Origin of the sequence: Kiloniella spongiae (assembly GCF_001026905.1) — a bacterium.
Lineage (GTDB): Bacteria > Pseudomonadota > Alphaproteobacteria > Kiloniellales > Kiloniellaceae > Kiloniella > Kiloniella spongiae.
The window spans coordinates 30,391-44,277 of record NZ_LAQL01000002.1 but is presented as its reverse complement, the minus strand read 5'-3'; the positions used below and the strand labels follow the sequence as shown (position 1 = coordinate 44,277).

The 13,887-nt window shown below is 46.0% G+C and carries 13 protein-coding genes and 1 tRNA gene; 7 read left to right on the top strand and 7 right to left on the bottom strand.

The genetic code is table 11. From position 1 onward, the window contains the following. Positions 1-56: 56 nt before the first annotated feature. Together mnmA and WH96_RS00195 are read left to right on the top strand one after the other, a co-directional pair. Positions 57-1,211 (top strand): tRNA 2-thiouridine(34) synthase MnmA, encoded by a 1,155-nt coding sequence (gene mnmA / locus WH96_RS00200; RefSeq protein ID WP_047762139.1) that lies wholly within the window; start codon positions 57-59, stop codon positions 1,209-1,211. Between the two features lie 99 nt (positions 1,212-1,310). After that, entirely contained in the window at positions 1,311-2,519 is a 1,209-nt protein-coding gene (locus WH96_RS00195; RefSeq protein ID WP_047762138.1) for a winged helix-turn-helix domain-containing protein, read from the top strand. 38 nt (positions 2,520-2,557) lie between these two features. On the opposite strand, the gene WH96_RS00190 is transcribed toward WH96_RS00195, so the two are convergent. Next, positions 2,558-3,061, bottom strand: coding sequence for a DUF6653 family protein (locus WH96_RS00190; RefSeq protein ID WP_047762137.1), 504 nt, complete (start codon positions 3,059-3,061; stop codon positions 2,558-2,560). A gap of 278 nt (positions 3,062-3,339) precedes the next feature. Here WH96_RS00190 and WH96_RS00185 point away from each other — a divergent pair. Together WH96_RS00185 and WH96_RS00180 are read left to right on the top strand one after the other, a co-directional pair. Further along, positions 3,340-3,416, top strand: a tRNA-Met gene (locus WH96_RS00185). A gap of 151 nt (positions 3,417-3,567) precedes the next feature. Then, entirely contained in the window at positions 3,568-4,533 is a 966-nt protein-coding gene (locus WH96_RS00180; RefSeq protein WP_047762136.1) for a Gfo/Idh/MocA family protein, read from the top strand. A gap of 96 nt (positions 4,534-4,629) precedes the next feature. Here the strand turns inward: WH96_RS00180 and WH96_RS00175 are convergent, their stop codons facing one another. The 6 genes from WH96_RS00175 to WH96_RS20985 form a co-directional block, all read right to left on the bottom strand. After that, positions 4,630-5,367, bottom strand: coding sequence for an ABC transporter ATP-binding protein (locus tag WH96_RS00175; protein WP_047762135.1), 738 nt, complete (start codon positions 5,365-5,367; stop codon positions 4,630-4,632). Further along, positions 5,368-6,147, bottom strand: a complete 780-nt coding sequence (locus WH96_RS00170) for an ATP-binding cassette domain-containing protein (RefSeq protein ID WP_053005499.1) — start codon at positions 6,145-6,147, stop codon at positions 5,368-5,370. It lies immediately after the preceding gene. Next, positions 6,141-6,974 carry an ABC transporter permease gene (locus WH96_RS00165; RefSeq protein ID WP_047762134.1) on the bottom strand — a complete coding sequence of 278 codons (834 nt, stop codon included), beginning with the start codon at positions 6,972-6,974 and terminating at the stop codon, positions 6,141-6,143. The genes WH96_RS00170 and WH96_RS00165 overlap by 7 nt, the downstream gene beginning before the upstream one ends. Then, complete coding sequence (locus WH96_RS00160; protein ID WP_047762133.1) at positions 6,971-7,924, bottom strand: ABC transporter permease; 954 nt, start codon at positions 7,922-7,924, stop codon at positions 6,971-6,973. The genes WH96_RS00165 and WH96_RS00160 overlap by 4 nt, the downstream gene beginning before the upstream one ends. A 93-nt stretch (positions 7,925-8,017) precedes the next feature. Next, positions 8,018-9,565 (bottom strand): ABC transporter substrate-binding protein, encoded by a 1,548-nt coding sequence (locus tag WH96_RS00155; protein WP_047762132.1) that lies wholly within the window; start codon positions 9,563-9,565, stop codon positions 8,018-8,020. Positions 9,566-9,600: 35 nt separating this feature from the next. Next, positions 9,601-9,975 carry a hypothetical protein gene (locus WH96_RS20985; protein WP_053005497.1) on the bottom strand — a complete coding sequence of 125 codons (375 nt, stop codon included), beginning with the start codon at positions 9,973-9,975 and terminating at the stop codon, positions 9,601-9,603. 324 nt (positions 9,976-10,299) lie between these two features. On the opposite strand from WH96_RS20985, the gene WH96_RS00145 reads away from it, so the two are divergent. The 3 genes from WH96_RS00145 (at position 10,300) to WH96_RS00135 (ending at position 13,878) form a co-directional block, all read left to right on the top strand. After that, the gene (locus WH96_RS00145; RefSeq protein ID WP_047762131.1) at positions 10,300-10,665 is read left to right on the top strand and encodes a hypothetical protein; all 366 of its coding nucleotides are present in this window, start codon (positions 10,300-10,302) and stop codon (positions 10,663-10,665) included. 182 nt (positions 10,666-10,847) lie between these two features. Next, the gene (locus WH96_RS00140; RefSeq protein ID WP_047762130.1) at positions 10,848-11,636 is read left to right on the top strand and encodes a DUF3142 domain-containing protein; all 789 of its coding nucleotides are present in this window, start codon (positions 10,848-10,850) and stop codon (positions 11,634-11,636) included. After that, entirely contained in the window at positions 11,566-13,878 is a 2,313-nt protein-coding gene (locus tag WH96_RS00135; protein WP_156176639.1) for a hypothetical protein, read from the top strand. Before WH96_RS00140 ends, WH96_RS00135 begins: the two co-directional genes overlap by 71 nt. Positions 13,879-13,887 lie beyond the last annotated feature (9 nt).

Here is a 13,887-nt window from a genome sequence, read left to right as displayed (position 1 = left end):
ATGGACAGACTTTGACGATTGGCGTCAAAGTAAGTTTTTACGAGATAAGCGAACTCATGAATTCTCTTGGTATAGATAAAGAGCCTAAAGATACACGCGTTGTTGTTGCCATGTCTGGTGGTGTCGACAGTTCTGTTGTTGCGTGTATGCTGAAAGAAGAAGGTTATGACGTTATTGGCGTTACCCTTCAACTCTATGACCATGGAATTGCCTTGGAGAAAAGTGGTGCCTGTTGTGCCGGGCAGGACATTTATGATGCCCGTACTGTGGCTGATCGTTATGGGTTCCCACACTATATTCTGGATTATGAATCGCGCTTTAAACAGGATGTTATGGAAGATTTCGCTGACAGCTATATGCGCGGTGAAACACCTATCCCCTGTGTGCGGTGCAACCAGAAAGTCAAATTCAAAGACATGCTGGCGATGGCCAAGGATCTCGGTGCGGATGTGATGGCAACGGGCCATTACGTACAGCGGATCGAAGGCCCTAATGGTCCTGAACTCCATCGGGCTTTCGACGATACAAAAGACCAGACTTATTTCCTGTTCACAACAACCGAAGATCAGCTGGATTTTCTGCGCTTTCCCCTCGGCGGGTTGCCAAAAACGGAAACCCGCAAGATCGCGGAACGTATGGGGCTGTCGGTTGCGGATAAACCGGATAGTCAGGATATCTGTTTCGTACCGGACGGGTCTTATGCCCGTGTGGTTGAACGGTTGCGCCCCGGTGCTTTGGATAAAGGGGATATTGTCCACCTTGACGGCACCGTTCTGGGACAGCATGACGGAATTATCAACTATACGGTTGGACAGCGTCGGGGTATTGGTGTTGGTGGCACCAGCGATCCTATTTATGTTATTCGTCTCAACGCAGAGAAAAAACAGGTTATTGTCGGCCCCAAAGAAGCGCTTTCCCGTGATGTCGTTCTTGTGAATGAACTCAACTGGTTGGCAGATCCTTTGAATGATCAGGGCCGTGAAGTCACTGTTAAACTACGATCTGCATCAAAGCCAACCTCTGCCACGGTTTATCCCGAAGGACAGGGACTGGGTATGGGCGGTGCACGTGTCGTACTGCACGATCCGCTTTATGGCATCTCACCGGGTCAGGCCGCTGTTTTTTATGATGGTGATCGTGTTTTAGGTGGCGGCTGGATCGTGTCTACGAAAAAGCAGGTTCTGGATGAAGAGGCACAGGGTGCCGCTTAACCTTTAAGTCAGTAGGTTTATTTCTTTCTGGAAATGTAATTTTGTTCCTGTTATGTTCTGTGAAGTGTTTCTTTATTCATTTCACAGAAATAGCAGCGCATGATTCCTCAGATAGCCAACTCCCAAGCCCGAAGACTGTTTATGGAGCGGCAGGGGTTATGCGATAATCCTGCCCCGAAACAGAGTAAACCCGAGTTACTAAACCTGATAGAACGCATGGGCTTTGTGCAGATCGACAGTATCAATACTGTGGAGCGCGCTCATCATATGATCCTCTTTTCTCGAAATCAGACCTATCAGAAAAAGCACTTTGATCAGCTTTTGGAAAAAGACCGTTCTTTGTTTGAGAACTGGACGCACGACGCATCAGTGATCCCGATGGTCTATTATCCCTATTGGAAATATCGCTTTGGGCGTACAGAGGTTTACTTGCTGGAAAGATGGCGCAAGTGGCGACAGGAAGGCTTTGAAGAAAGCTTTCGAACAGTCCTGGAACATATTCGGGTAAATGGGCCGACACGTTCCCGGGATATGAAAAAACCGGATACGAGTGATGGGAAAAAGAAAAATCAGGGCTGGTGGGATTGGCATCCATCCAAGACGGCTTTGGAATTTCTGTGGCGGACCGGGGCTTTGTCTGTTGATCGGCGTGATGGTTTTCAGAAGGTTTATGACGTCACAGACAGAATTATTCCATCAGAAATCCTTTCCCAAGATATCAATCATGAGAGCTTTATAGGCTGGTCGTGCCGTTCCGCGATGGAAAAACTTGGCTTTGCGACGTCTGGTGAACTCGCTTCTTTTTGGGATGGGATAAAGCCTGCGGAAGCCAAAACATGGTGCGAAGACAGGCTTGGCAAGGAACTTATTGAGGTCGAGATCCTGTCTGCCGATGGCAGCAAACCGCGCAAGGTTTATGCCTTTGAGGGTATCATAAATCAGTTGGATAGTTTGCCGACAGCCCCGAAACGAGTTCGGGTGCTTAGTCCTTTTGATCCCTTGATCCGGAATAGAAAGCGGACCGAACGTCTTTTTGATTTTCACTACCGCATTGAAGTTTTTGTGCCAGAAGCAAAACGACAATATGGGTACTATGTTTTCCCTTTGCTTGAGGGTGAAAACCTTATCGGCCGGATTGATATGAAACGACAGGGAACGGAGTTGTTTGTTAAAGGCTTGTGGTTTGAGCCTAAAGTGCGGGCCAGTAAGGGGCGCTTAAATGCCTTAACGTCCGAGCTGGAGCGGATCAGGCGTTTTGTTGGCTGTGAAAGTCTGACTTTTGCAGATGATTATCTGAAGTCAGGTTAACTCTATCATCTTACGTTTAACCTACTGGAAAAAAGATCTTAATAAATCCATTCCGCAAGTTTTGGATTTATTTCGATGGCGTCATTAAAAAGCCAGACCATACGATCGCAGAACCACATTTTTCCGATGATCATGGCAAAACCAAAAAACATGGTTGGCCAGAATAGGTTCAGATAAGCGGTGATAAGGCCGCCAAAAAATCCAAACCCGGCCAAAATGCTCAAAGCGCGTGTCTGGGATCTGTGCATGTCGAGAAGTTCGTCCAACCCGTTAAAGGGAACCTCTTTGAGCCAAATACGTTCACCGAAGGTAATCTGTGAAGCCCAGAAATCAGTGTGACGGGGCTTGGGGAAGATACGGGGATTGAGATACATCCAGAAGACAAAGAGAAAGATAAGAAATCCAGCCACGGGCCAGCCCCATGCTTCATGAGACCATATCGCAGGGAAGATGAGCCACCCCGTTACAAGGCGTGTCCACCCTGACATGGGGTGAGAATGGTGTTCCCACGTATTCTGCGACATTTTGAAAATGTTTCGCATGATATCACTTTGCTACGATTTTGTTTTCGTCCAAGAAGGGGTATTGACGAGGTTAGTAATCTGAAAAGCCTGATACAAGCTAATATTATAACTCTTTGCATTCGTTGCCTGTCGGGCTTTGCACGGATTATGGGTGAGGGAAGAGAGATGAATTTTCAAAAAAAATAAAAAGCGTATCACTCCGCTATTGACAGTTTTGTGTCATGGCATTATCACCCCTCTTACAGCGCGAACGGTTGACGAATCAGTTAATCGCAATGGTACTGTCAAAGCCTTATGGCGGAGTAGCTCAGCTGGTTAGAGCAGCGGAATCATAATCCGCGTGTCGGGGGTTCAAGTCCCTCCTCCGCTACCAATTCAAAAAGCCTCAGCAAACGCTGGGGCTTTTTCTGTTTCATGATCTAATTTTAAAAACTTAAAACTGGTCAAACCAATTTTTGTGACGCATTATCTGTCCTTCTTTAAAAGTGGGCCGTCAGGTTTCAGATTACAGTCGGGGTAGTGCAATGGCGTTGGGTATTGGTTTTATTGGTTTGGGTATTATGGGCAACCGTATGCTGACAAATATGTCAGTGCATGGCGGATTTGACCTGGTTGCTGCCTGGGATCCCAATGAAACTGCGCGATCCGATGCTCGAAAAAATTATCCATCTTTGGCTGTTTTTGAGGATGTTCAAGAAGTCATCAAACACCCTGATGTTGATGTGGTTTATATTGCCAGTCCGCCGGCGTCCCATCGGGATTATGCTTTGGCAGCTGCGGATGCGGGTAAGGCTGTTTTTTGTGAAAAGCCTCTAGGGATCGATGTTGAACAGTCACAGGAACTGGTCGAAGCTTTTAAACAAAAAGATGTTTTGAATGCTGTGAACTATCCACTGGCAAATTCTCAGGCGGCTGATTTGATGAAGGCTGATATTGATGCTGGTAAGTTGGGTAAGATTAACTCTGTCGATATTCGTCTGCATTTCGCCCCTTGGCCGCGGGATTGGCAACAGGATGCGACTTGGTTGTCCCTGCGAGCAGAAGGTGGCTTTGTGCGGGAAGTAGGGTCGCATTTCATTTACTTGACCGAGCGTCTTTTGGGGCCTGCAGAAATTTTAAGCGCTTGTGCGATATATCCGGAAGATGATGTTTCCTGCGAAACAAGCGTTCAGGCGCAATTCGCTTGTGATAACGCGCCTGTTTCCTTTCATGCCAGTGCGGGCGGTGTTGGCCCCGATGTCGTTGAGTTTACGATCTGGGGAGAGAAAAAATCCTACCGTCTGACGATGTGGGACCAGCTCTATTCAACAACAGGTGACGATTGGATACGGGAACTGTCCGAGATCGAAGATGCGCGGCAGCATGGCTATATGCGCGGGCTGGATAATCTTATTGCCTGGAGGGAAGGTAAGGAGTGCTCAATTGCAAGCTTTGCCGATGCCTTGTCTGTTCAGGAAAAGGTTGAGGCAATTTTGTCTGGTGAATTTTAAGTCAGTTATAGTTACTTAGCTTAACTCTTTCTCATAGGCTGTTTCATCGTTCGTGCAGGTTTTTCTGCACTTTTCCCTTCGCGGCTTGAGCACGAATTAAGTTTCGGCCAGAGCAAAACTGGCAAAGGTTTTTGTCAGTTCGTGTTGGGGGGCATGGATAAAGTCAGATGTTGGCCTGTCTTCGATAATGCGCCCCTGATCAATCAAGATGAGTTTATCTGCCAGTCGCCAAAGCGTTCGAAGGTCATGGGAAATAATCATCAGGCCGAAATCATAGACCTGCCGTAGGTTACCCAGCAGTGCTATAATGTTTTTTTGCGTAACAAGATCAAGTGCGGAAAACGGTTCATCCAAAATCAGAAATTCAGGTCGGGCAGCGATTGCCCGTGCGAGCGCGATACGTTGGCATTGCCCCCCGGATAAAGCGTGAGGTTGTTTTTGCATAAGTGAAGGAGTTAGCCCCACTTGCTGTAGCAGGCCTTGTGCTTTTTCTCTTCGTTGTACCTTTGTCGTGCTCTTATGTGTTTCCATGGCTTCTTCGACACAGCGAACAGCAGACAAAAACGGGCTAAGCGCCATATGGGGATCTTGCCACATGTATTGTATTTTGTGTCCGGTTTTACCGAACTTGGGTTGGAACGCCGTACCATCTATTTTCAGGCAAGACTGTTCCGATTGGTGGATACCGACCATTGCCTTGGCCAGAGTAGATTTTCCACACCCAGACCGCCCCAGTAACCCCGTCACTTGACCACGTTCAAGAGTGAACGAGATATCATGCAATATCTTGTTGTCACCAAGGGAGAGCGATAAATTATCAACCTGAAAACTCATCTAGGCGACCTTCATAGCATCGATAATTTCCCGGGTGGTTTCGGCCCGTTCGCGATAGGTGAGTTCGTCCCTTGTGCAACGATCAACAATCTTGCCATCTTGCATGACCAAAAGATCACTACAGACACGTTTGACAATTCGGATGTCATGACTGATGAACAGGCAAGATGATTGCGTTTCTTCCAGCATGACATCCATTGCGGTGAGAACGTCCTGTTCCGTTAAAACATCCAGTCCGGTCGTTGGCTCGTCAGCGATTAAAAATTTTGGTTTTAACAACAGAGCCATTGCCATTAGCACACGCTGTTTCATGCCACCACTGAGGTGGTGTGGATACTGTTCCAGACATCGTATCGGCAATTGCATGCGGTCAAAGGCGTATTCAATAACATCTGACGTCGCGGCTTGATCCAGATCGATAACTGTCGAGATCTCGGACATCTGTTGTCTAACCGTCAGGGCAGGGTGAAGGGCACTTCCCGGACTTTGAAAAATACAGAAAATCCCCCGACCGCGGATGCGATGTTTTTCAACAGGGCTAAGGGTAAAAAGATCCTGCCCCTGCAAGATCGCTTCGCCCTGTTTCCTGACAAGGGGTGGACGTAGTATATCCATGATGGCGTGACTTGTGACTGATTTTCCGCAACCGGAGCGTCCGATAAGCCCAAGACGTTGTCCCTGTGCCAGAGAAAAGCTGACATCATCTATAATAGGTTTCTGATCTGTACCTTGCTGACAGATTGTTAAGTGATCCAGCTTGAAAAGAGGGCTGTTTACCATCGGAAAGGGCTCCTGTTATCAAGCTTGTGTCGTATTCCTTCCCCAAGAAGGTTAAATCCCATTACCGCAAGACTTATCAGTAATCCGGGGGCAAGTAACAGACCGGGACGTTCGGTGAAGAAGGGACGTGCTTCGTTTAACATTGCACCCCATTCAGCTTCGGGCGGTTGCGCGCCAATCCCCAAAAAACTGAGAGAGGAAAGAACGAGCAGGATCGACGCCATTTCCAAACTCATCACAACAAATAGAGGAGGTAAGATCTGGGGGAGAATATGCCGTATGACCAATTTAATCGGACTTATACCGCATTGACGGGATGCCAGTACAAAATCTTTGGACAGGGCGTCTGTGGTCAGCGTGTGAACCAGACGGGCAAGGCTAGGCCACCAGGCCAGCGCGACGCCGATGATGGCAGAGTTGAGTGATGCACCCAAAAATCCGATAATAACCAGCGAAAAAATAATCATTGGAAAGGCGAGAAAGATATCTGTTATTCGCATGAGAAGATGGTTAACCCACCCACCGAGCATCGCGGATATAAGCCCAATCGGTAGGGCGATAAAAAGAATAGTTACGGCGGTCATAACTGCAGCCCCAAGGGAGAGCAGTGTCCCGGACATCAAGCGTGAGAGTACATCTCGCCCGAGATGATCTGTCCCCAATGGATAGGTCCAACTCATTCCTTCCAGACGACGAAGAAGGTCCATTTTATTGGGATCATGCGGGGCCAAATTTTCCCCGAAGAAGGCAATCAGCAGCAAACATCCAATCAGGATTATACCTGTGTTTAAGCCAAGAGGTGTTGTACGCAATGACAAGAGTTTCATTCCGTTGCCCCTTGGGAACTATTCTGTTCTCTAAAATGCGGGGTCAGCCAATAGTTCAGGAGATCGGCAATGAAATTACTGACAAAGAAAATCAGCCCCATGAATAGCAAGTAAGCCTGTAAAATAGAAAAGTCGCGTTCGAAGACGGCCTGTAACGCCATTTGCCCAAGACCCGGTAGATTGAAAATATTCTCAACAATAACGGATCCGCCTAGTAATGCACCAAAGGTCACAGCCCAGTTGGTGACCAAGGGCGGGAGGATAGATTTCAGAATGTGGCGACGCAGGATCAGCGCTGGGCTAAGACCTTTCGTAATCGCGAGGCGGATGTAATCTTCACTCATGGCTGCCAGGATACGGTCCCTTATCAAACGGCCCATTGTTGCAGCACTACCGAGAGAAAGTGTCAAAACAGGGAGGACGAGGTCATACCATGCCCCTGACCCCAACAGGGAAATCCATTCAAGGCTGAGGGCGAAAATAAACAAGAGAAGTAGAGCGAGCCAGAAGGAAGGAATAGACACTAAAAAAATGGAAAAAAATTGTACGAAACTTCCCAGTATTTGTGAGCGTGTCAAAGCGGCGGTAATACCGAATAGGCTCGAGAGTAAGATAGAGAGAGACAGAGATAAGCTTGCCAGAATAAGAGTAAGAGGAAGGTGTGTTTTAAACTCTTCCAGTACAGAACGGCCAGAAGCAATGGAATGCCCCATGTCGAGATGCAGGAGTCGTATAAGCCAGTCGAGATAACGTTTGAAAATTGGTTGATCCAAGCCGTATTCCTGACGCAGTGCAGTTACTTGATCCGGCGTGAAGATAACGCCCAGACGTCGTAATTCCATCTCTACGGGATCGCCGGGGGTCAAGGCGACCATGAAAAACCCCAGCATAGACATGCCAAGCAAAGTTGGAATAGCTGTTGCTATACGTTTTAGAATAAAGGTTTGCACGCGGGTTACTCCCTTTGCTCAAGAAATTACCAAATATCTCAAGCCGTGGTCCGCAGACCGATATAAATCAACCTGCGGCATTCACAGGTAATATTATTTGACCGTTACGCGACCATAATCAATCCAGTCAGCGTGCTCAAACATAGGGATTTCCATGCCGGGACGTGACAGGTTGAAATTAGGCACCATCAGAATTGGAATAGCGGCCAATTCATCTTGCACAATAGATCTGTGTGCTTTGCGAACATAGTCAATGATTTCTTCGCGGCTTTGGGCTGCTCGTGCTTTTTCCAACAAAGCATCTACAGTTTTTCCAGGGGCTGTGTATTGATAACCCCAAGGTGTTCTTGAGTGGAATAGGTTATAAAGCAGATAGGTTGGATCTGTGTTGTTGTTGGAAGCAAATTCCATATAGAGATCAGCTTCACCCGTGGCGAGATAGGTGTCGTCATACACACCGGAATCATCCACCTGTACGAGATCAATTTCGACACCGATAGAACGGAACATTTGTTCCAGTAATTCAGGCATCGGACGAACAGAAGATACGTTTGGATAGGCAGCAACCAGTCTGAGTTTCAACTGGCGACCATCTTTTGCGCGCATACCATTTTCACCTATGGCCCAACCTGCGTCATCCAAAAGGGCACCAGCTTTGTCAGGATCGTACGCAAAGCCGTCTACGTGATCATCACCAAGATCAAACATCCAGTTCGGCAATATGCCTTTGGCAACTTCGCCGCGACCATCGAACAGAATCTCTGCCAACTGTGGACGGTTAATAGCATAGGCAATCGCTTCTCTAACCCGTTTATCCTGCATGATATCAAAGGGGGCTTTACCGTGCATATTTGCCAACAGGGCAACGTAACGGATGGGGCGAGATTGATGAACAACAATAGAACCGTCTTTTGGCAGGGCCAACATCATTTGTGGGGTAACTTCGGCAATGACATCGACTTCGTTGTTTTTCAGCGCTAACAGGCGTACTTGGTCATCGGCGATAAAGCGATAGGAAATTTTCTCAGTTGCTGGTTTTTCACCCCAGTAATTATCGTTTCGCTTTAGCGTGATGGATTGTTTAGGTTGATAATCTTCCAACAGGTATGGGCCTGTCCCAATAGGGTTCTTGCTGCGATCACCCGCCGTAGAGAACAAAGAAGCACCACGGTGGGTCATGTTTTCAATGACCAGTGCAGAACCGATTTCTGATTTGAATGTAAAGCTATAAGGACCTGTTTGTTCAAAGCTTGCTTGGTCAATCTGAAGGAAGTCGGATTTCCCCTGATCATAGAGCTTCAACGCCGCAATTGCGGCTTCGGCATTGAAATTTGATCCATCATGAAATTTGATTCCTTCACGGACGTTGATTGAATAAACCCCGTTTTTATAGTCCCAGTCTTTAAACAGAACACCCTGTGGTTTGAAGTTTACATCCGGTTTGACAGCGGTCTCAACAATTTGTGCTGAGGGACGGCGTGTTGTAAAAGAGAACTTCTTGGCATCAACGCTGTAACGGTCTTTTTTTACGGCGATGCGAAGGTGTGTTGTTTCTTCTGCAATTGCTGAGGATGAGAGCGGCAATAAGCAACAGACAATTGCGATACTCCCTGCACGTAGCGTGCGGGTAAATGCTGACATGATTTTGTCCTTAAATTTTGAGAAATTCTTGGGTGTTAACTCAAAATAAAAGGCGGATCCCGGGGGCGATAAGATGTCAGAAGAGGAGAGCAAAGATGACAAATATCATCTTGCGGCAACAGACGTAATTTAAGTTCCTGTGATGGAACAGGTAAATTCGGGGTATGGTATGCTGTTGCTTTTATCGCGTTGGACGCAAAACTACAGACAGAATTTTGTTGTTGTTTGGGATCGGGTTTGATTGGTTGACCGTTTTCATCAACCACAATGGTTTTTATACCTTGCGCGGTACAGATGACAATCTCAAAACCATCTGTGCCATTGGCGGCCATGAAACCAGGCGGCACAAAAAGCTGTAGCAGCGCGAAGTATAGCGCAAACAACCCTCTTTTTGCCGAAATCAATCTCACAACTTTAAACCTTTAGTTCTGTAATTTTTGCTAAGCTATGCCAGCAGCTTTTAGAATGCAACGTGCTATATTGTCCAAGTATTTTTCTGTTACAGGAATTCGCAAGTTAATACTATTTTGATTGTTTACCCATGAGCTTGATATCGGCAATGAGATAGATCAGGTCAAAGTTGGATTTGATTTACTGATAATCTTATTGCTTGCTTCAAGACTAATGGTTATTCAGTGGTAAACTACAGATTTGTTGATCTTCAGTAGCTTGGACTACTAACGACAATTCTGAATTTGAAGACGACGGGTTGGTAACTTATTGGGATTAAATGAATGTCTGATTATGCTTTTTATGTAGGTCATTTACGTTTTATTGCCAATCGGACCGGGCGGGTAAATGAAGACGTTTCCAGGATGATGGATATTCTGGATGATATCGCTACCCAAATAGAGACAAAATCTGCTTTTAAGCTAAAGGCACAAGATCTACGTTTGGGGTCTCGCGCCTTGGCTGGTGTTGCCGGATTCCTTCAGAAACAAATCTTGCCAGAGGTTGTTGCGGCTCAAAATGAAGCTGGGGAAAAGCAGGTACGATGGGTCATTGATACGTCGATGGCCTTTACATCCAAAATTTTGATGCATGCTGAAATCACCAATGATAAGGATGATCTTGAATTGGATCTTCCCAAAGCTCCTTGATAAATTTGGAGTATCAATTCTATTAACTAGGGATGTTTTAATGACATCATTCTGTTGGGGATTTTACCTTGTGTCTTCTTTGTGAAGGAAACGCCTTTACGCGTTCATAAGCTTGTCTTACGTGCTGCATTTTGTGTTAATCTGCCTGATAACAGTTAAGCGAGTGATAGGCGAATAGATTTATGAAGCGGATGGTTTCAGGCACGTCAAAGGAAATACTGTCTGGCATATTCTTTTGTGTTTTGTTGTTTGCCTGGCCCGTTTGCGCGCAAGACTTGATTGTTGACCATTGGGTCTGGGCGGGACAATCGCTGGATGACAGAGATGAGAACCAGCAAAAATTTATGTACGATTGTGAAACGTTCAAATTATCCTGCCAAAGGGGTGAAGCCAGAATTCTCGTTCGTTCGTGGGGACATGAACTAGGTCAAAAATCAACGCCACACCACAGTCCGAAATCTTTTCCAGATACAGAAAAGATTATACTGACATACCGTATGGAAAAACGAGTTGGGGCCAGAGAGGTTGCGGCTTTCATTAATCGCGACATTAATATCTGGAAGCGGGCTGGACGGGATATTGTTGGTGTTGAAATTGATTATGATAGTCCGAGTTCAAAGCTTGATGACTATCGTGTTTGGCTACAGGTCGTGCAGAAACAAATACCTGAGGATATTTCTATCGGGATAACAGGTTTACCCACCTGGTACGAAGACAACCGTAAGGCAGCAAAAAAACTGGCTGCAGCTGTTACAGAGGTCTCGTTGATGTTTTATCGACAAAAACAAACGCCAATAACAGATCATCTTCTTGATGCCATAAAGGGTGTGAATAACATCAGATACGGATTTCTCTGTAATGATGATAGATGGCATAGTCTTTTTAAGGAGAAAAAGAAATATGGGACGTTTCGCATGGCAATATTCATTACTACTGAGTGTCATGTTAATCGCGAGCTTGCTCCCTCGTGATCTCGCAGCAGGGGGAGGTCCCCCTTGCCAGCAACCCATAGCATCGCGCTATTGTTCGTCAACCCAGCTTGATATGCTTGTTCCGCAAGAAGGCCGTTCGAAGGTATTCCTGGAGCAACTAATCCGTGGCTATCGACCGGAACTACTCGAGTATGCTGACAGACCAAATGAAAATTCTAAAATTTTCGCTGATATTCAGAATTTCCACAGAACCTATCGTATTGAGGAACTTGCATCGGAAGAGTTAGGTCTCTTTGTTCGTAAAGAGAACAAAGATATTTTTGCCAATGGGGACTATCTAACACAGGCGTATTGTTACAGTGGGGGCAATTTCTCAAACCTCCACAGTTATTATGCTGGCTTGAAAGATAGCAATTTGGAACAGGAAGAAATCAGGCATCTGGCCATGATGCGTCTTGCTCTTGTTCAAGACTGTCTTTTCAATCTCGATGACTATTTAAAAAGTTCTCAGACATTCCAAGGGCATGTCGGTAAGGAACAGGGCTTATATAAAAACTGGTCTCAATATATCGAAGCGGCAGCCTTTTATCATGATGGTTTTTTCCCCGAGGCTGCAGAACTTTTTGCCATGATTGCATTGGAAGAAAAGAATGCGGGGCGCAAGACGGGTTGGTTAATCGAAACTGCGCGATATATGGAAGTTCTGGCCCTGTTCCACAATGGTAGGGAAGGGCAAGAAAGTGTCTTCCTTCCAGCTATCTTCAATAGCTTTACCGAAGCTTTTCTGACAGATTTTCCCCAATCAGAATACCGGCGCCATGTTGAAGATATGGAAATTGGCATTTGGTTACATTACGGAGATCGTGATCGTTATTACACTGAGCTTTTGGATGAAATTGCAGTAGGCGAGTTACTCACGAATGGTAAGAATTCATTAGATCAACTGGACCATCTGGCGATAAATGCCTTGCGGGCTAACATTGATGAAATCGCAAACCGCCGGCTGACACATCGTAATGGGATCACGCTTTTAGCGGCCATTCTTTCCAAGCCTGATAATGTCGTAGGGCTTTGTGCACAGAGAAAAAATGTTGTCTCTGGCCAACATCAAGAAATTCAAGCTTATAGCGCGATGGTCTGTGATTATTTACTTAAGGAGAAGAGACCTTCTAGTGACGGATATAAAGACACGCCTCTCTATAGCCATGCTCTCGCTTTTGAGGCGATGGTTAACCTGGAACATGGTGAGTTTGATAAAGCACAAATGCAAATTAGTGATATCGCAGCCGGAAAAGAAACCTCGCTTGAAGATCTTTTTGCCTTGCGAAGCAAACAGCTTGAAGTCCGGTTAAAAAACAAAACGCCACTGGATTTCATTTTGAACGATAAAATTCTGATTAATGGCGCTGATAAAAATGAACAACTTTCTAAACTTGCGATATTGGACGTGGTTCTTTACGAGCAGGTGTCTCGTTATTTTTTGAGCGCTAATGACTTTATCTCGGCCTTGTCTGGTACAGCGGATCCCCTGTTGCAATTTGCGTTGATCCGCCCACATCTGGATGAAGCATTGGTTCAGGAAGATTGGCAAGGCGCAATAATGCTCTCGAAAAAACTGGACTGGGAAGCTGCTCTTCAAGCCAGTGCGTTGGAAAAATCTAATAAACTGCGGGAAGAAATAAAGCTCTATGCCGATCTCGAACAAGACATGGAAACACTCGCTTTAATGCAGGCGAAAAGTCGAGGTCGGGCCAGAGCGTTGTCAAATATTGCCTATTTTCTCTATGAAAATCATATTGCACCGCGCTGTAGTTACGCACGTACCAAATTGATCAATCGCTACCTTGAAGATTGCCAACCTGTTTATGTCCACTTAGCTGCCGAAGGCGTTTGGGCGGAAAATAAAACGGTTGATCAGCCAAGGGCACCGATCGAGATGTTTGCAGAAGCATTGGATCTTTATCGCCAAGAAAAAGGGACGACTGCTGAGCAAGCCAGATTGCTTCGGATTATGATATTTTGTGCTAAAGGCGCAAATAACGTCAGTTATTGTCTGCGTTGGAAAGATATCCCCAAGAAGCAATTTCAGAGCTGGTTTGAAACGCTGACTTTGAAGTATCCAAAGTCAGAACGGGTCAAGTACTGGTATTATGATTTACCGTTCTATACAGGTGTTTATATCAACAGGGCAGGGCAGGAATTGGATCAGGAATACTGGTACGAAGAAGATGCCTATCTTGGATATCTGGATGGTGGACCCTATGGTCTGACCGTCCAGTAACGTTGAATA